We start from the raw sequence: 18,233 nt of genomic DNA, 5'->3' as shown, positions 1-18,233 counted from the left end.
GAGCAATCTTGCCGTGCGCGGACTCACGTCTCAACAGGCGATCACCGCAAGCACCCAGCAAGCAGTCCACTTCGGACGGTCCGTTAGGCCGTCCGAGTCACTCGGTGTCGACGGCAGGAGCGCTCCCGGCGGCCCGCGCTTCGTACCCCGCGCGGGCGGTGGAATGGGCCGCTGAAGCCAAAAGCTGGTCCCCGCCGAGCGAACGCGTGATCCATTCGCCGGTCTTGCGCGGCAGCAGCCTGGTGATCCTGCCCATGGCGTCGAGGGCTTGGGGAACGTAGACGTCGAAACGCGGCTTGCGCAGCGCGCCGACGATCGCCTCGGCGACGTCTTCGGGCAGCACGGACTTGAGCATCTTCGCCTCACCCAGCCCGGCGGCCAACTCCGTCCGGACGATCGCGGGCATCACGCACGAGACGTAGACGCCGGTCCCGCGCAGCTCCAGGTGGACCGCCTCGGAAAGACCGACGACAGCGTGTTTCGTGGCGCAATAGGTTGCCGCGCCCGGAAAACCCGCTTTGCCCGCCATCGAGGCGACGTTGACGATGTGCCCGGTCCGGCGCGGGCGCATCCGCTTGATCGCCTCGCGAGTGCCGTGGATGACGGCGTGCAGGTTGATCTCGAGCTGGCGGCGTGTCGAGGCGTCGTCCTCTTCGTCGAGCGGCGCGAGCGGCATGATCCCGGCGTTGTTGATGAGCACGTCGATCGGGCCGAGACGGGTTTCGACCTCGTCGAGGAACGCGGTGAAGCCACGGGTGTCGGTGACGTCGAGGGCCAGCGCGATCGTGTCACCACCCAGCTCACCTGCGGTCTTCTCGGCACGGACCTGGTCGAGGTCGCCGATCGCCACCTTGGCGCCGTGGCTGACGAGCGCGGCGGCGGTCTTGGCGCCGATCCCCTGCGCCCCGCCGGTGATCACGATGACCTTGCCTCGCAACGAACGCGGTTTACCCATGATCGGCTCCCTCTTCGTCCACATTGACATTGTTGACGCCGTGCCAACAGTGTCACCCGGATCGCCGCTCAGCGCTAGTCCACGCGTTGCTCCAGCACCTGGCCGACCCAGCCCAGAACGTCGAACTGGACCGTGGATTTGAAGCCCTGGCTCTCGTAATAGCGCACGAGATCGCCGTCGCCACCCGCCCAGCAGTCCACCCGGACGAGGGAAATCCCGCGACGCGACGCCTCCTCCAGCGCGTACGAAATCAGCTTCGAACCAACGCCGCGCCCGGCGAACTTCCGGGACGTGATCAGCAGGCGGACGTAGAGCTCACGCTCGTCCACCTGCGGCACGTGCTTGAAGGTCTCTTCGTCGACGACGAGCGCTCCGGCCGGTTCGCCGTCGATCTCGGCGACCCGGATGCCGGGGTTCCCCGCCATCAACCGCACCTGCTCGACCCGTCCGGACATCTTCGACCACGGCACGGAACCCCATTGCGCCTCGCTGCCGCGTGCGCTCAGCCAAGCGACGGCGTCGTCGAACATCTGGAGCAACGCGTCGTGGTCGCCGGGACCGCCCTGCCGGATTTGGATCTCGCTCATAAGGCTGTGAGGATACGAGGTCCTTCCGCGGTGATCGCGATGGTGTGCTCGACATGCGCGGCGCGGCTGCCGTCCGCGGTGTGCAGCTTCGTTCGACACCCACGAAAAATCCATGAAGGCCACGTTGAGGGACTCTGACCTGGATCCACCGAGTCGACATTCTGCGTGGTTTCGTTGATTTTGTGGATGGGTTGTTGATCTTGTTGTGTGGTGAGGACGTGCTGGTGCGGCTGGCGTCGCACCAGCACGTCCTCTGCCTCGGTCGGGGTTGGTCGCTCGCAGTGTCAGGTCGTGGCGGGTGGGTGGTGGGTAGAGGTGAACAGGCCGGTGTAGCTGTCGGCCCAAGGCCAGTTTCGGGGTAGATGGATCACGATGACGCGGGCGGAACGGGCGATGCGGGCGGCGATGGTCACGAGGTGACGGCGCAAGGTCGCGGTGCGGGCGGTGGCGTGGGCTCGACTGGTGAGGCAGCCGGTGGCGCGCAACAGGTTGTGGGTCAGCGCGGCGAGGGTGAGCCAGGCGGCGTTAGCGGCGAACCGGCCGCTGGGGAAGTGGGCCAGCGCCGAGTCGTTGAGGTCGGCGAAGACCTGTTCGATGGCGCCGGCGCGGTCACGGTGCTGAGCTTCGGCGGTGACCATGTCGAAGGCACTGTTGGTGAACACCGCCTGATGGCGGTAGGTGGGAAACAACGCGGCAGTGGTGTCACCGGTGGGTTGCAGGACACGGCGGACGAGGAGACGGGCGGTGATGTACTGGCCGTTGCGGGTGGTGTTGGTGAACGCGGTGTAGGTGGTTTCGGCGATCTCGGCGGTGTGAACCCACTGTTGGGTGTCGTTGTCGTAGACCGATTTTCCGTAGGTGATCTTCTGCCAGGCGTCCTCGGGGATGGTGGTGATCGCGGCGCGGACCGAGGGGTTCTGGGGCGCGGTGACCGAAAACAAGGCGCCTTCCTCGAGGATCGTGGCCAGGATGTCCCCGCTGTAGTAGCCGGAATCCATTCTCACCAGCAGGGTTCCGGTCGCGCCGCAGTTCTGTCGGGCGGTGGTGAGGTTCTTGCGGACGAACGACGTCGCGGCTCGGCGGGTGTTGGCGTTGCCGCCGCGTAGCCGGGTCCCGGTGATCACCGGTGCGCTGATCGGTGAGGACAGGGTCGCTGCGAGGAAGTCCAGGCCACGTATCCCGGTGTGACCGACCGCGGCGCCGTCTTTGCCGGGCCCGAACACCTCGGTGGTTTTCGAGTCGATGTCGAGGAACGCCAGCGTGGTGATTCCGGGTAGCAGCGGGGTCAGTGTTCGCAGGTTCGCCAGGACCTGGTTGGCCATGTTCTCCAGTTGCGCGACGTGGCCGAGGGTGAAGTCCCGCAGGAATGTGCCCAGTGTTGAGGGTGCCCGGATCCCGCGGAACAGCACCGGCAGTGCGCCGTGGCGCACCACGTCGAGGTCGTCGATCGAGTCCGCGCCGGCGACCATTCCGGCCACGATCGAGGATACTTTCGCTGCGGGGTTGGCTCCCGCTGTGGTTCCCAGCTTCACCAGTTCGTCGGTCAGTTCGGGTAGTCCGGCGTTCTGGGCCAGTCGCATCACTGGCACGAGTCCGGCGTGCGACACGAGGTTCGGGTCGTCGAACGTCGCTGAGACCGCGGCGGTGCTATGAGATAGTCGCATCTAGCAGATGCCCTCTTTCTTCAGGTGATCGTTTCCTTCGCAAGAACAATCATCCGAGGTCAGAGGGCATCTGCGTGTCACGACACGGCTTATATCAACACATCACACCGGTGGATCCAGGTCAGAGTCCCTCAATGTGGCCTTCACGGACCTACAACTAGCGGTGGGGCTAGCTGACTGCGTCCAGGGCGTTGACGAGGCCGTGGCCGTAGTAGGAGTTGTCGCGGTCCGGGCCGGAGCAGGTCGGTGCGGCGGTGCCGCAGGCGACGGGGTCTGCCTGGCCTTCGAGCAACGCTGTCAGCAGCCACGGACCGGCGAACCGGTACTTGCTCGCCAGCAGCGCGACGACACCGGCGGCGTGCGGGGACGCCATGGAGGTGCCGCACTTGGTGCCGTAGCCGCCGTTGAAGATGGTCGACAGCGGGCAGCCCGCACCCTGGCCGGCGGGCGGACGCTGGGTGCTGTCACCGCCGGGGGCGGTCACCTCGATGTCACCGAGACCGTAGTTGCTGTAGTACGACTTCGTGCCGTTGTAGCCGACAGCCGACACGGTCACGACGCCGTCCAAGCCCTTGGGCAGGATCGCGCAGCTGGAGTCGACGGCGTGCGGGCGGTTCGGGTCGGTGGTCTGCGCGGGGACGTCGAAACCGCTGTTGCCGGCGGCGGCGATGTTGAGCACGCCACGACCGGTGGAGTACGCGACGGCGCGACGGACGGCTTCGTAGGCGGCCGCGTCACCCGGCTCCTTCGAGCAGTAGAACATGCCAGGGTCGATGTAGTAGCTGTTGTTGGTCAGCTGGAACCCGTGCTGGCCCGCCCACATGAACCCGCAGACGGCCGACTCCGGGAAGATGTACCCGGCGTCGCTGACGACCTTGACCGACGCGAGCTTCACGCCCGGCGCGATGCCGGTGAAGCCACGGGCGGTGTCCTTGCCCGCGATGGTGCCCGCCACGTGCGTGCCGTGGTCGGACGTCGTCGGGACCCAGGACGCCTGGCTGGTGTCGGGGGCGCCGGTGAGGCAGCCCGCCGAGGCCTTCTTGTCGACGGCCGCGGTCAGCGCGGGGTGCGCCGGGTCGATGCCCGAGTCGAGCACACCGACGGTGACGGACTTGCTGCCCGGGTTGATCTTGTTCGCTTCGGGGGCGTGGATGGCCCGCATGTCCCACTGCTGGGCGCTGAGGTCGTCGGCGACGACGACTTCGGCGGTCTCCTCCAGCTGGCGCTGGGTCACCGCGGCGGAGCGGCGGCTCGCGGCGGCCGTCGGCGGGATCGCGACCTCACGGTCACCCGAGTAAGCGCGGTAGACGCCGATCAACTGCGCGAAGTTCGCGTTGCGCGAGGTGGCGACGGCGACCCCGATCTCGGAGTAGTAGGTCACCTTCGTCCCGCACTTGGCCTTCAGTTCCTTGTCCACCACGAACTGCGGGGTGTGGGGGTTGTAGAGCACCACGTAGCTGTACGCGTCACTGGTCGTGTCGCAAACGGCCTGCGCGGCCTCGGCCGGTGCGGCGTTCGCCACCGGGGCGGCCAGCAAACCGGCCGTGGCCACTGCGGCGACCGTCGGGGCCAGCCATCGTCGGATCCGGGACATTCCACCTCCACAAAGAGCGGGCTGCGTGCCCATGAGCGGTCCGCTCACGGGCACGCAGCCCGAAAAACCTGTATGAGGTGAACGTTAGGCAGTCGAACGACTCAGCGATGTCCCCCATTTGGGGGAATAGTCGTCTTTGGCGCCCAACGAAAGTAGGTGCGAGGTACATCCGAAAAGGTGAAGTTTTCCCCTATGGAGTCGGTTGCTTCTCGACGGCGCCACGAGCCGCCCGGAGCCCGCGCCAGCCGATCACGCCGATGATCGTGCCGAGCACGAACGACACCACGGTCAGCACCGCGTGGACGACGAAGTACGCCGTGGGCGTGCCATCCGGCGCCCAGGCGTTGTCGCTTTCCCACAAATTCTTGGCGAAGGTCACCCAGATAATCCATGACCAGACGCCGAACGCGGCGAGGAACAAAGAGGTACGACGAGACATCCGCATGACCCCGAGTATGCGATAAACCTCCAGGATCTACATTCAGCGGGTGCACAGCGCTATTCGCCGGTCGCTCCGGGTACTGGTTCCGCTCCTGTTGTCCGGTTCGTTCGCCCTCGCGGCGCTCCCGGCCTCCGCGACGAACGAGCCGTCGACAACTCCGAACGCACCCGTCGCCACCTGCGGGGTCCGCAACGCGCCACCGCCCCCGGTCGACACCTCCGAGAAACCGGCGCCGGGCAAGCTCGCCCCGGCTCCGCTGCCCGTCCCGGCGCTGCCGGTCGGCGGGCCCCGGATGGCCGAATGCGGAGACGTGCTGCCCGCCAACGCGCTGAACCCACCCGCGGGCACCACCGCGGCTTCCTGGGTGCTGCAGGACCTCGACACCGGCAACGTGATCGCGGCGAAGGATCCGCACGCGCGGCAGCGGCCCGCGTCGCTGATCAAAACGCTGCTGGCGCTGGTCGTCGTCACCGAGCTCAAACCGGCCGACATCATCGTCCCCACCAAGGAAGACGCCACCCAGGAGTGCACCTGTGTCGGCATCGCCGAGGGCGGGCAGTACACAGTGGACCAGCTGCTGCACGGCCTGCTGATGCACTCCGGCAACGACGTGGCCCACGCCTTCGCCACGAAGCTCGGCGGCGTGGATGTCGCGCTGGGCAAGATGAACGCGCTCGCCGCGAAGATCGGCGCGATGGACACCCGCGCCGCGACGCCGTCCGGGCTGGACGGCCCCGGCATGTCGACGTCGGCCTACGACCTGAGCCTGATCTTCCACGCCGCGATGGCGCAGCCGGAGTTCGCGGCCGCCGTCGGGACGAAGCAGTACCAGTTCCCCGGCTGGGCCGACAAGCCCGCTTTCCCGATCTACAACGACAATAAGCTGCTCGGCGTCTACCCCGGTTTCCTCGGCGGCAAAACGGGATTCACCGACGACGCCCGGCACACTTACGTCGGCGCGGCGCAGCGCGGCGGCAAGCGCGTGGCCATCGTGCTGATGCGCGGCGAGCAGAAGCCGACGAAGCTGATCGACCAGGCTTCGAAGCTGCTCGACTACGGTTTCGCGCTGCAGGCCGACAAAGCGGAGCCGGTCGGCGTGCTCGACTACCGGCCTGACAAGGTCGACGAGGCGAACCCGCCACCCGCCGACGGCTCCGCCGACAACGCCGCGCCGAACGAAGCAGCCAAACAGCCAGAGGACCCGTTCGGCACCACCGGCTGGATCATCACCCTCGTGGTGTCACTGCTGGTCATCGGCGGTTTCGTGCTCGGTCACCAGCGCAAGAAGGCCGAAGCGGCGGTCAACGACGACGACGCCCGAACCAGCCCAGGAGTGCGCCGGCGCTGAACGCCCCGGCGGTCGCGCTGAACGGGAACCGCGGCCGTTCGACGGCGATCCGCGGCCGGATGATCGCGGGCGGCGGCGGTTCGACGACGGTCACCATGTTCTCCTTCGCCGTCGCTGTCCAAGCGGTGACGAAAAGCAGGAACCGCGAAACCAGGTTCGCGAAGAACAGCAGCCCGAGGATCGGGCCGAACAGCACGGTGCTGGGCGAGTTGGTCACGAAGCCGAGGTAGACCGTGGTGACCTGCTTGAGCACCTCGAAGCCGATCGCGGCCATGATCGCGCCCTTGATGGCACTGCGCGCGCTGACCTTCTCCCGCGGCAGCCGCGCGATGACCCACAGGAACACCAGCGTGTTCGCGAGCAGGCCCAGCACGATCGTCGCCAGCCGCAGCAGGAACACCGCCCAGCTCTCGTGTTCCAGGCCGACCAGTTCGAGCAGGAGCTGGCCGATCCCGCTGCCGGCGGCGGCGAGCCCGAACGAAATGGCCAGCGCGAGCCCGAGCCCGGCGAGCCGGAGCAAGTCCTTGAGCGTGGTCGAAACCAGCGGCAGCTGCTGCTTTTCCTGACCCCACTGCGCGGTCAGCGCGTCGCGGAGATTGGTCATCCAGCCGATACCGGAGTACAGCGCCAGCACCAGACCGAGGATCCCGGTCCCGGCCCCGGCGCTCAGCGCGGCGTTGACGATGCTGTTGAGGAAGTCGCTGAGACCCGCGGGCGCGGAACTGGTGATGCCGTCCCGGATCTGATCCAGCACCACGGTGTTGCCGCGCAGGACCATCGCGGTGATCGAGAACCCGACCATCATCAGCGGGAACAGCGAAAGCACGCTGAAGTAAGTGATCGCGGCGGCGTAGTGGTTGCCGTAGCGCTCGGTGAAGGCGTCATTCGCGCGGACCAGATGATCGAGCCACGCGTACTTCCGCCTCAGTCGCGGGAGCAGCTTCTCTTTTTCGGGGCCCTTCGCGTCTTCCGTTGCCACTCACAAACGTTAACCAGCCAGGCACGACTTCGCAGCGCGAGCAAGGCGGAACGCCGAGTGATCCTTACAGCGAGTCGAAAAAGGCGTCCCTGACCGGCCGGAGCAGGCCGCGTTCCGGGCCCGAGAGCCAAGTGCCGTTTTCGTGGTACTCGATCAGCTCACCGACCAGCCGCTTGGCTTCGTCGTCCAGCTCGGAGTAGACCTCGTTGAACGCGCCGACCGAGCCCGCGCCGGTCTGGCAGCAGCCGAACAGCACTTCACCGCTGAACTTCTTCGGAATCGACACGAGCTCGCGCCACGCCAATGCCGCGCCCCGGCCCAGTTCGGCGTCCGGGAAATACTCCAGCGCCTCCATGGTGTCCTCGTAGGCGCCTTCGTCCTCCTCGGCCCGCATCGAACCGATCAGGGCGACGACGGCGTCGACCCCGCCCTTGCCGCGGATCTGCTTGACCAGGCCGATGTAGCGGAACATCTGCTGGTTGGCCAGTTCCTCGGCCTCCGGGTCGTCGGGGACGTCGTGGAACAGGTTCCCGGTTTCGTAAAGCTCGGCGCGCCACGAGTCGAAGTCTTGGATGGCCATGTCAACGCGCCGGGGGGAGGAATCCGACCCGGTCGTAGACCTGGGTGAGGGTCTCGGAGGCGACCTCGCGGGCGCGCTCGGCACCGCGGGCGAGGACCTTGTCCAGCTCGGCCACGTCGTCCATGTAGGACCTCACGCTTTCCTGGAACGGGGTGACGAACTCGACGAGGATGCCGGCGAGGTCGACTTTCAGGTCACCGTAGCCTTTGCCCTCGTACGCCGTCTCGAGCTCGGGGATGGAACGTTCGGTCAATGCGGAGTAGATAGTCAGCAGGTTCGCCACGCCCGCCTTGTTCTCCGCGTCGAAAACGACCTCGTGGCCGGTGTCGGTGACCGCGGAGCGGATCTTCTTCGCCGAGCGCTTCGGGTCTTCCAGCAGCTCGATCAGCCCGTTCGCCACGGACGCGGACTTGCTCATCTTCGACGTCGGGTCCTGCAGGTCGTAGATCTTCGCGGTGTCCTTGACGATATGCGGCTCCGGTACGACGAACGTCTTGCCGAAGCGGTTGTTGAAGCGCTGCGCGAGGTTGCGGGTGAGCTCCAGGTGCTGGCGCTGGTCCTCGCCGACCGGTACCGCGTGCGCCTGGTAGAGCAGGATGTCCGCGGCCTGGAGCACCGGGTAGGTGAACAGCCCGACGCTCGCCCGGTCGGTGCCCTGCTTGCTGGCCTTGTCCTTGAACTGCGTCATCCGGCCGGCCTCACCGAAACCGGTCTGGCATTCGAGAACCCAGCTGAGCTGGGCGTGCTCGGGCACATGGCTCTGCACGAACAGTGCCGAACGCGCCGGGTCGACGCCGATCGCGAGCAACTGGGCGGCCGAAAGCCGGGTCCGCTCACGCAGCACCTTCGGGTCCTGCTCGACGGTGATCGCGTGCAGGTCGACCACGCAGTAGAACGTCTCGTGCGTGTCCTGCAGCTTCACCCACTGGCGCAGCGCGCCGAGATAGTTGCCCAGGTGGAACGAGTCGGCCGTCGGCTGAATGCCGGACAGCACACGTAACCGGGTGGCGCTGGCTTCCGCAGCTTCTTCAGACACGTAAGGATTGTTTCAGGCGGCTCGGGCGGTGGTGGCGGCGAGGTCCCACCAAGAGCCCAGGAAGAGACCGACCGGTCCACCGGACGAACCCGTCATCGGGGTGCAGGTCCTCGCGACTACGCACGGGTCGCGGTCTTGCGGTGCGCCCGCAGCGCTAACAAGAGCCCCTTGTACGTGAACACGAGAGCGCCCGTGGCCAACACTACTGTCACGAGCCGGAGCAGCACTTCGAGGACGCCGGGCACACCGATTTCGAAATACATAACGACGGTGAAATACACACCAGGGTCCACCAAGTCGTACACAGCGGAAAGCACCTGCAATGTGCTGATGCCGCAGACTATGGCTGGCGCCCACGGCCGGCCTGCTCGCACCTTCCAGGCGGAGAACACCCAGAGCACGACCAGCAGCAGGGCGAGAATCACCGAGCCGACGCCATCCGCGATGCGCCGCCCGAGTTCCAGGCTGACGTCGAGCCGCGCTGCGGTCTTGGCAACGATCGCGTTGGTGTTCACCACGCTCAAAATGACGCGCAGCAAGAGAACCGCGGCAGCAACGACACAAAGCTTGACGGACAGGTCCATCGACTTCGACGCCTGTGCCGAGAAAGCCGGGCCATACCTCGACGGCGAAACTGGGCTCGGATTCGTCGCCATAGCGCCCGAACGTACTCGGCGAACGCCCTGCGGCGGGAGGGAAATGCCGAACCGTTAGGAGACCGGCCGTTACGCCGAACGGCCCCCATAGGCCAAAGGGACTAAACGGTTAAACAGCCCATACTTCCGTGGGTTCTGCCGGTCCGCCGAAGTTCCTAGCGTTTTGCCTGTCCGGATGACTCCTCCGGGTTACGCAAAGGAGACAACGTTATGAAGGCAAAGTCCCTGCTCACGGGCTTGTTCATCGCGGCGGTCACCGCACTTTCCGGGTTGGCCATGCCCGGCGCGGCGGTCGCGGCACCCGAGCCGACCGGTGTCCAGCCGAACATCGTCGGCGGCGGGAACGCCAGCCAGGTCTACTCGTTCATGGCCTCCCTGCAGTCGAGCAGCGGCGGTCACTCCTGTGGTGGCACGCTGATCAAGGCGAACTGGGTCGTCACCGCGAAACACTGTGGGACGCCTTATCAGGTGCGGGTCGGCACCACGAACCGGTCGAGCGGCGGCACTGTCGCCAGGGTCGCGGCCCGGGTCGCGCACCCGACGGCCGACCTCGCCCTGCTGCGGCTGTCCACCTCCGTGAGCCAGGCGCCCGCCGCGATCGCCGCCTCTTCGGGTGCGGTCGGCACCGCGACCCGGATCATCGGCTGGGGCCAGACCTGTGCCCCGGCGGGCGGTTGCGGCGCACCGACCACCTTGCAGCAGCTCGACACCTCGATCGTGACCGACAGCCGGTGCCTCGGGATCAGCGGCGCCAGCGAGATCTGCACCAACAACCCCGGCGGCGACAAGGGCGCTTGCTACGGCGACTCCGGCGGCCCGCAGATCAAGCAGGTCAACGGTGTCTGGCAGCTGATCGGCGCCACCAGCCGCGCGGGGAACAACAACTCAACCTGCGCGACCGGCCCGTCGATCTACGTCGACGTCTCGTACTTCAGCAGCTGGATCGCCCAGAACAGCCAGTGAGGCCCTGGCCCGGCCCGGGTCGCCCCACCTCCCCCGGGGCCGGCGCGGGCCGAGCAATGAGGTCAGGGAACCGGGCTGAAGTTCGAACAGTTCCTCGAGGATCCGCACCGCGCGGAGCGAATCAGTTCGCTCCGGGCGGCTGCGGCCGCTACGCCAATAGCTCAGCGTCGCGATGCTGACTCGCACGCCGTGGCGGGCGAGCCGGGCCCGCACCCGGTCGAGGCTCAACCCGCTCGACGCGATCGCGTGGTCCAGCGCTCGGGGAAAAGGGGTTTCCGTTCGGGTCGCCATACCGTCGACCTTCGCGTTTCCGCTCAGCGGAAACAATCAGGGCGGCACTAGGTATCGGCACCCAATCAACCCCGGAAACATGTCGACACTTTCCCCGTGAGCCCGGGAAAGTGTCGACATGTTCCGGCGGTTGGGCTACAGCGTGGGCGCGAGAGTCCGGCCGTAGGTGGTGGTCCGCTGGCGCGAGGGACGCCCGGCCAGCGACGCGAGGTGGTCGAGCTCCGCGGTGGTCCGCGAGGAACCGTGCTCGGACCCGGCCATCCGCGAGATGGTCTCCTCCATCAACGTGCCGCCGATGTCGTTGACGCCGCCGCGCAGCACCTGCGCGGTGCCCTCGTCACCGAGCTTGACCCACGAGCACTGCACGTTGTCGATCCGGCCGTGCAGCGACAGCCGCGCAAACGCGTGCACCGCCCTGTTGTCCCGCACGGACGGCCCCGGACGCGCGACGCCCGCGAGGTAGATCGGCGCGTTGTTGTGGATGAACGGCAGCCCGACGAACTCGGTGAACCCGCCGGTGTCCGCCGCGATCCGCGACAGCACCCGGAAGTGCCCGACCCAGTGGCCCGGATGGTCCACATGGCCGTACATCATCGTGCTCGACGACTGGATGCCGAGCCGGTGCGCGGTGGACACGACGTCGATCCACGTCTGCGCCGGCAGCTTGCCCTTGGTGAGGACCCAGCGGACCTCGTCGTCGAGGATCTCCGCCGCGGTGCCCGGGATCGAGCCGAGCCCGGCGTCGCGCAGCTCGGTGAGCCACTCCTCGACGCTGACGCCCGCCTTCGACGCCGCGGACACGATCTCCATCGGCGAGAACGCGTGGACGTGCATATCCGGCACGGCCTTCTTGATGGCGCGCACGATGTCGGCGTAGTAACTGACGGGCAGCTTCGGGTCGATGCCGCCCTGCATGCAGACCTCGGTCGCCCCGGCCGCCGCCGCTTCGACGGCGCGCGTGGCGACCTCCTCGACCGAAAGCCGGAACGCGTCGGCGTCCTTCTCGCGCTGCGCGAAAGCACAGAACCGGCAGCCGACGTAACAGACGTTGGAGAAGTTGATGTTCCGGTTGACGACATAGGTGATGTCGTCGCCGACGACGTCCTTGCGGAGTTCGTCGGCGAGCCTGGCCATCGTCTCCAGCGCTTCGCCGTCCGACGTGATCAGCGCGAGCGCGGCGGCGGCGTTGGACTCGTGCAGCAGCGCGGCCGGGTCGGTGGAGGCGAGCCGCAGGCCCTCTCGCACATCGCTGTCGAGCCGTTCGGGCGCCTTCGCACCCGACCGGCCGCCCTCGGGCACCTGGTCCTTCAGCATCTCCCAGTCGCCGTAGACGCTGTCGAAGTCACCACGCCGGTCCGAAGTGCGGCCCTCGGTGTCGATCGTGGTGTTGAGGTCGGCGCGGCCCACGGTCTCCAGGCCGCCGTCCGGCTCCTGCCACGGGTGGCCGACCACGGGCGCGTCTTCGTTCGCCAGCCCGGTTTCGACGTCGACGAGCGCGTCGATATGCGGCTTGAGCCGGATGTCGAGCCACTTCTCGGCGGCCTTGACGTACTTCGGGTACACCGCGAGCCGCTCGCGCAGCACGAAGCCCGCTTCGGCGGTGACCTCGCGGAGCTGGTCGATCTTCGGCCACGGGCGCTCGGGGTTGACGTGGTCCGGGGTGACCGGCGAAACGCCGCCCCAGTCGTCGATCCCGGCGCGCAGCAGCAACGCGTGCTCGTCACCGACGAGGTTCGGCGGCGCCTGGACGCTGACCCCCGGCGGCATCAGCAGGCGGCCGACGGCGACTGTCGCGGCGAGGTCCTCGATGTCGGCGTCCGGGGCCGAGCGCATCGCGGTGTCCGGCTTCGCGCGGAAGTTCTGGACGATGATCTCCTGGATGGACCGGAACTGCCGGGCCCGCGAGCGGATCGCGTGCAGCGACTCGGCGCGCTCCGTCAGCGTCTCGCCGATACCGACCAGGATGCCGGTGGTGAACGGGACACCGACGCGCCCGGCGTCGTCGAGCACCCGCAGGCGGACGGCGGGCTCCTTGTCGGGGCTGCCGTAATGCGGGCCGCCCTTCTCCGACCAGAGCCGCGTCGCGGTGGTCTCCAGCATCATCCCCATGCTCGGGGCGACGGGCTTGAGGCGCTGCATCTCCTCCCAGCTCATCACGCCGGGGTTGAGATGCGGCAGCAGGCCGGTCTCCTCCAGCACCGCGATCGCGCAGGCGCGGACGTAATCCAAAGTGGAGTCGTAGCCGCGCGCGTCGAGCCATTCCTTCGCCTCGGGCCAGCGGTCCTCCGGCCGGTCCCCGAGGGTGAACAGCGCTTCCTTACAACCCTGCGCGGCGCCCGCGCGGGCGATCTCGAGGACCTCGTCGCGTTCGAGGAACATCGAGTGCAGTTTGCCGGGGACGGTCACGAAGGTGCAGTAATGACATCGGTCCCGGCAGAGTCTCGTCAGCGGGATGAACACGCTGCTGCTGTAGGTCACGACACCACTGCGGCCTTGATCCGCGAGGTGGGCGTCGCGGACCTTGCGGGCAGCGGTCAGGAGTTTTTCCAGATCTTCACCACGAGCATGCAACAGCACCGCGGCCTCGGAGACATCCAAGGCCACACCGTCGGCGGCACGGCGTAACGCCCTGCTCATCGCGGAGGGGCTGGGCTTCGGCTCGGGCGGGGTGATCAGCACACGGTCAGCCATGAACAGAGCCTACGGCCGCTCAGCAGGTTCCGGCCGCCGATACCGCTGTGAGGGATTCCTCCTCCACGCGGGAATAAAACCGACCCTGACCTCGGCGGCGAAGTTTAGCCCGCCCGTCACCCACCGCCGCCCTCAACGGCGACGCTGTTTTTGATCCCGAAAACGCATTTTCAGGGGCGACGCGGGGTCAGCATGGGGTGGGTGGGCTCTTCGGGCCGGACGGGGATGGGGGCTGTGTCTGCGGCGGCCGAGCGGGCCTTGCGGCGCTGGCGGAAGACACCGGCCGTCATCCCGACGATGCCGAGTGCGACGGCGACGAGCCCGACCGGGCCCAGCAGCCCGAAGGTGACCGCGTCCGGTTCCGCGTGGACGGTCGTCCCGGCGCTCTGCGCGAAAGCCGCGCCCGAGCCGACGACCAGCAGCCCGGCCGGAACCGTGACGAGCACTGCCGAGGCACGCGCCACGCGCATCGTGGTCCGCACCAAGAAACCTACTGGGTTGTGCACCGGAGTGCCTCCCGCGCCGTTTATTGCCCTGCACGAAGCCTGTCACCCGAAAGGGGGATCGTCTTCATGTTGATGGTGAAAAAGCTACCGAGCGTGTCAAGACCGAGGACCTGAACTGACTCGGGTGAACAGGGTAGCGGCCGGAGGAGTACCCACTTCGACGGGCTTGGGCCTGCTGCGTAACCCATGGTCAGCGGCCCGCGGCTAGATTGGGGCCGCCGGCTGACGAAAGGGCCATGGTGACCCCCATCACTCGCGCTCATTTGGAGCACTGGGACGAGACCGACGAACTGGGCGTGCTGCGCGAAGAATTCGTGCTCCCCGACGGCTTGATCTACCTCTGCGGCAACTCGCTGGGCGTGCTTCCCCGCGCCGCGAGCGAGCGTGTGCGGACGACCGTCGACGCCGAATGGGGTCAGGGCCTGGTGGGCAGCTGGAACACCGCGGGCTGGTTCGACAAGCCGGTGACGGTCGGAGATCGTCTCGCCCGCCTTGTCGGCGCCGACTCGGGCGAGGTGCTCGCCGCCGACTCGACTTCGGTCAACCTCTTCAAGGTGCTCTCGGCCGCGCTCGCCCTGCACCCGGATCGCAAGACCGTGGTCGCCGAAGCGGACAGCTTCCCGACAGACCTCTACCTGCTCGACGGCGTCACGGAGATGCTCGGCGGCTACGAGCACCGACTCGTCGAGAACGTGGAAGGCGCATTGGACGACCAGGTCGCCGTCCTCCTGGTCAACCACGTCAACTACCGCACCGGCCGCCTGCGGGACATGGCCGCGCTGACCGAACTCGCGCACCGCCACGGCGTACTCACGGTCTGGGACCTCTGCCACAGCGCGGGCGCGCTCCCGGTGCACCTGAACGCCTGCGAAGCGGACTTCGCCGTCGGCTGCACCTACAAGTACCTCAACGGCGGCCCCGGCTCCCCCGCCTTCGTCTACGTCGCCCGGCGCCACCAAGAACGGGCGCGCCAACCGCTTTCCGGTTGGATGGGGCACGCGTCGCCGTTCACCTTCGACGTCGGCTACACGCCGTCCGACGGTATTCGGCGGTTCAGCGCCGGCACCCCGCCGATCGTGTCCTATGCGCCCCTCGAAGCGAGCTTGGACATCTGGGATCGCGTGGACCTCGACGACGTCCGCGCCAAGAGCGTGAAACTGACCGGCCTGTTCATCGAACTCGCGGCCGGCCTCGACGTGGTTTCGCCCACCGATTCCACGCTCCGGGGGAGCCAGGTTTCCTTACGCCATCCGGAAAGCTACGCCGTCATGCGCGCGCTCGTCGACCGCGGCGTGGTCGGCGACTTCCGGGCGCCGGACATGATGCGGTTCGGTTTCACGCCGTTGTACACGCGCTACACCGACGTCTGGGACGCCCTCGAAATCCTGCGCGAAATCCTCGCCACGGAAAGCTGGCGCGATCCGAAATACGCCGTCCGCGCGAAGGTGACCTAGGCCGTGAAATGCCTACTTATCCCGAGCCACAACGCGATCACGAGGTACGGCACGGCAAATAGCGCGTAAATCGTGCTGTTGGCGAAACCCGCGGAGCCGGCGGCATACGCGCCGTAGACACCGACCGTCGCCAAATCCGTGCCCAGCCCCGCCAACGACGTCACGGTCGCCCGGCTCGGGCCGGAGATCGTCCCCTGGAGCCGGGCGTCGGCCACCACGGTCGCCATCTGGAACGCGCAGTACGCCGCCGCGAGCAGGACGAAGCCCAGCGGGTGGCCACTGAGCGCCCCGGCCGCCAAGGCGAGCGCGGCGGCCGCGACCGTCCCGGCGAACACCTTCCCCGGCATCCGCTCCCCGACCGGCGCGAGCAGGCCACCGGCCGTGACACCCGCCCACAGCAGCAACATCAGCCACGGCACGGCTTCGACCGTCACGCCGGTGTCGATGGCCAGGAGGGCGTCGTACTCCTCGAGCGCGCCCCAGATCGCCGTCAGCGCGGGGATGATCAGCAACAGCCGCCGGACCGAACGACTTTCGCGGGCTTCGGTGAGTCCGGCCTTGAGCGTCTCGAAATAGCCGAGCTCGTTTTCTTCGCCGGATTCCGCCGCGCCGTGCTCGGTGAACCGCAGCCCGATGACCGCGCCCGCCACGCAGGCCAGGACGCTGGCGATACCCAGCGCGACATAACCGCCGACGGCGAACACCGGCCCGGCCGCGGCTGTCGACGCCATCACGGCGACGAACCCGCAGGACCGCGCGCGCCCCATGATCCTGGCGTACTTGTCCGAGGCCTTTTCGTGCTCGAGTTCTTCGTAGACAAGCGCTTCCAGCGCTCCGGACTGCAGCGCGCTCGTCGCGCCCCACAACACGAAACCGGCCGCGAACGCCCAGTACGAAGGTGCGAAGACCCACAGCGCGAAGCCCGCGCCCTTGAGCAGCGGCGCGCCCGCTAGAAGCAGCCGCCGCGAGACCGCGTCCGCCCAGACGCCGGAGGGGACCTCCAGCACGATGCCCGTGACCGCCCAGATGACGAACAGTGACGAGATCTCGGCGACGGACAGCCCGGAGTCCGTGAACAGCACGACATACACCGGGTAGAGCAGCGCGAAGTCATCGAAGAACGAGTAGCCGTAAAGGGTGACGGCCAGCCGTTTGGTGCGTGCGGCGGGCGCGGGACTGGAAGGTCAATGTCGCCAGGTCATAGCTCGATACTAGTGCTAGCCCGCGCGTCAACCGTTTTGTCCGATCTTCACCGGACGCCGGGCAACCCTGACAAATTCGGCCAACCCTGCCGCCGGCCCTTGGCTTCCGGGGCAAATTGGTCTATACCTGACTGGTATAGACCAATCGATTTCCGCTCTCCGCGTCACCGCCGACGATCTGCGCATCACGAGGAGTAAATCAGTGTCGATACAACGCATAATGGCATCTCTCTTGGCCATCGTGGCCGCGGGAGCGATGGCCATCCTGATCCCGTCGTCCGCCGCGACCGCCTCGGTAGCCGCGGCCTGCGCGGGCGGATGGAATTCCTCCGCGGTCTACACCGGCGGCAACGTCGCCTCGTACAACGGCCACAACTGGTCCGCCAAGTGGTGGACCCAGGGCGAAACCCCCGGCACCGTCGACGTCTGGGCCGACCAAGGCACCTGTAGCGGCGGCTCGACCCCGCCCGGAACCAGCTGTTCGTACCCCAACTGGGTGGCGGGCCAGAACTACGTCGTCGGCAACATCGTCAAGTACACCAACGGCCAGTACTACCGGGCCAAGAACGACAACCCGGGCTACGACCCGGTCATCAGCACCTGGTTCTGGGAACCGTTCACCTGCGGCGGCCCCACCGACCCGCCCAGCACCTCCGGCTTCGTCGTCAGCGAGTCGCAGTTCAACCAGATGTTCCCGAGCCGGAACTCCTTCTACACCTACAGCGGCCTGACCGCGGCGCTCTCGGCGTACCCCGGCTTCACGAACACCGGCAGCGACACCATCAAGAAGCAGGAAGCCGCCGCGTTCCTCGCCAACGTGAACCACGAGACCGGCGGCCTGGTCTACATCGTCGAGCAGAACACCGCGAACTACCCGCACTACTGCGACACCAGCCAGTCCTACGGCTGCCCCGCGGGCAACGCGATGTACTACGGCCGTGGCCCGATCCAGCTGAGCTGGAACTTCAACTACAAGGCCGCGGGTGACGCGCTCGGCATCAACCTGCTGAACAACCCGAACCTCGTGCAGACCGACTCGGCCGTCGCGTGGAAGACCGGTCTTTGGTACTGGAACACGCAGAACGGTCCCGGCACGATGACCCCGCACAACGCGATGGTCAACAGCCGCGGCTTCGGGGAAACCATCCGGAGCATCAACGGCAGCATCGAGTGCAACGGCGGCAACCCCGCCCAGGTCCAGAGCCGCATCGACGCCTACCAGCGTTTCGTGCAGATCCTGGGCACCACCCCCGGCGGCAATCTGTACTGCTAGTACCTCCAGGGA

Annotated in this window: 16 protein-coding genes and 1 pseudogene; 4 read left to right on the top strand and 13 right to left on the bottom strand. The window is 67.3% G+C overall.

Annotated features, from left to right (window positions below):
- Positions 1 to 97: 97 nt before the first annotated feature.
- The 6 genes and pseudogenes from VGP60_RS36580 to VGP60_RS36555 form a co-directional block, all read right to left on the bottom strand.
- On the bottom strand, positions 98 to 955 hold the full coding sequence (locus tag VGP60_RS36580; protein ID WP_327552780.1) for an SDR family oxidoreductase: 858 nt from the start codon (positions 953 to 955) through the stop codon (positions 98 to 100).
- Between the two features lie 74 nt (positions 956 to 1,029).
- Complete coding sequence (locus VGP60_RS36575; protein ID WP_327552779.1) at positions 1,030 to 1,542, bottom strand: GNAT family N-acetyltransferase; 513 nt, start codon at positions 1,540 to 1,542, stop codon at positions 1,030 to 1,032.
- Positions 1,539 to 1,628, bottom strand: a pseudogene (locus tag VGP60_RS36570) (type I methionyl aminopeptidase); the annotation flags it as partial. The gene VGP60_RS36575 and the pseudogene VGP60_RS36570, both read right to left, overlap by 4 nt.
- Before the next feature lie 198 nt (positions 1,629 to 1,826).
- Positions 1,827 to 3,206 (bottom strand): IS1380 family transposase, encoded by a 1,380-nt coding sequence (locus tag VGP60_RS36565; RefSeq protein WP_327552778.1) that lies wholly within the window; start codon positions 3,204 to 3,206, stop codon positions 1,827 to 1,829.
- 169 nt (positions 3,207 to 3,375) lie between these two features.
- Positions 3,376 to 4,800 (bottom strand): S8 family peptidase, encoded by a 1,425-nt coding sequence (locus VGP60_RS36560; RefSeq protein WP_327552777.1) that lies wholly within the window; start codon positions 4,798 to 4,800, stop codon positions 3,376 to 3,378.
- Between the two features lie 190 nt (positions 4,801 to 4,990).
- Complete coding sequence (locus VGP60_RS36555) at positions 4,991 to 5,245, bottom strand: SCO4848 family membrane protein (protein ID WP_327552776.1); 255 nt, start codon at positions 5,243 to 5,245, stop codon at positions 4,991 to 4,993.
- Between the two features lie 43 nt (positions 5,246 to 5,288).
- Here VGP60_RS36555 and VGP60_RS36550 point away from each other — a divergent pair, with 43 nt between their 5' ends.
- Positions 5,289 to 6,590 (top strand): peptidase M15, encoded by a 1,302-nt coding sequence (locus VGP60_RS36550; RefSeq protein WP_327552775.1) that lies wholly within the window; start codon positions 5,289 to 5,291, stop codon positions 6,588 to 6,590.
- On the opposite strand, the gene yhjD is transcribed toward VGP60_RS36550, so the two are convergent.
- The 4 genes from yhjD to VGP60_RS36530 form a co-directional block, all read right to left on the bottom strand.
- Positions 6,544 to 7,569, bottom strand: coding sequence for an inner membrane protein YhjD (gene yhjD / locus VGP60_RS36545; protein ID WP_327552774.1), 1,026 nt, complete (start codon positions 7,567 to 7,569; stop codon positions 6,544 to 6,546). The genes VGP60_RS36550 and yhjD overlap by 47 nt on opposite strands.
- A gap of 64 nt (positions 7,570 to 7,633) precedes the next feature.
- Positions 7,634 to 8,149, bottom strand: coding sequence for a hypothetical protein (locus tag VGP60_RS36540; RefSeq protein ID WP_327552773.1), 516 nt, complete (start codon positions 8,147 to 8,149; stop codon positions 7,634 to 7,636).
- Position 8,150: 1 nt separating this feature from the next.
- A complete protein-coding gene (trpS, locus tag VGP60_RS36535; protein ID WP_327552772.1) occupies positions 8,151 to 9,185 on the bottom strand; it encodes a tryptophan--tRNA ligase in 1,035 nt (344 codons plus the stop codon).
- A 116-nt stretch (positions 9,186 to 9,301) separates the two neighbouring features.
- Entirely contained in the window at positions 9,302 to 9,769 is a 468-nt protein-coding gene (locus tag VGP60_RS36530; RefSeq protein WP_327552771.1) for a hypothetical protein, read from the bottom strand.
- A gap of 282 nt (positions 9,770 to 10,051) precedes the next feature.
- On the opposite strand from VGP60_RS36530, the gene VGP60_RS36525 reads away from it, so the two are divergent.
- Positions 10,052 to 10,804: a serine protease gene (locus VGP60_RS36525; protein WP_327552770.1), complete on the top strand. Its 753-nt coding sequence runs from the start codon at positions 10,052 to 10,054 to the stop codon at positions 10,802 to 10,804.
- A gap of 426 nt (positions 10,805 to 11,230) precedes the next feature.
- Here the strand turns inward: VGP60_RS36525 and VGP60_RS36520 are convergent, their stop codons facing one another.
- A complete protein-coding gene (locus tag VGP60_RS36520) occupies positions 11,231 to 13,786 on the bottom strand; it encodes a bifunctional FO biosynthesis protein CofGH (RefSeq protein ID WP_327552769.1) in 2,556 nt (851 codons plus the stop codon).
- Positions 13,787 to 13,956: 170 nt separating this feature from the next.
- Complete coding sequence (locus VGP60_RS36515; protein WP_327552768.1) at positions 13,957 to 14,292, bottom strand: hypothetical protein; 336 nt, start codon at positions 14,290 to 14,292, stop codon at positions 13,957 to 13,959.
- A 236-nt stretch (positions 14,293 to 14,528) separates the two neighbouring features.
- On the opposite strand from VGP60_RS36515, the gene kynU reads away from it, so the two are divergent.
- The gene (gene kynU / locus VGP60_RS36510; protein WP_327552767.1) at positions 14,529 to 15,746 is read left to right on the top strand and encodes a kynureninase; all 1,218 of its coding nucleotides are present in this window, start codon (positions 14,529 to 14,531) and stop codon (positions 15,744 to 15,746) included.
- On the opposite strand, the gene VGP60_RS36505 is transcribed toward kynU, so the two are convergent.
- Complete coding sequence (locus tag VGP60_RS36505; RefSeq protein WP_327552841.1) at positions 15,743 to 16,849, bottom strand: MFS transporter; 1,107 nt, start codon at positions 16,847 to 16,849, stop codon at positions 15,743 to 15,745. The two genes, kynU and VGP60_RS36505, sit on opposite strands and share 4 nt — an antisense overlap.
- A gap of 301 nt (positions 16,850 to 17,150) precedes the next feature.
- Between VGP60_RS36505 and VGP60_RS36500 the strand changes: the two genes are divergently transcribed.
- Complete coding sequence (locus tag VGP60_RS36500) at positions 17,151 to 18,221, top strand: glycoside hydrolase family 19 protein (RefSeq protein ID WP_327552766.1); 1,071 nt, start codon at positions 17,151 to 17,153, stop codon at positions 18,219 to 18,221.
- Positions 18,222 to 18,233: the final 12 nt, after the last annotated feature.

Origin of the sequence: Amycolatopsis sp. (assembly GCF_036008905.1) — a bacterium.
In the GTDB taxonomy this organism is placed as follows: domain Bacteria; phylum Actinomycetota; class Actinomycetes; order Mycobacteriales; family Pseudonocardiaceae; genus Amycolatopsis.
Note: the sequence above shows the minus strand (reverse complement) of the source record. Positions and strands in the feature narration are given on the sequence as shown.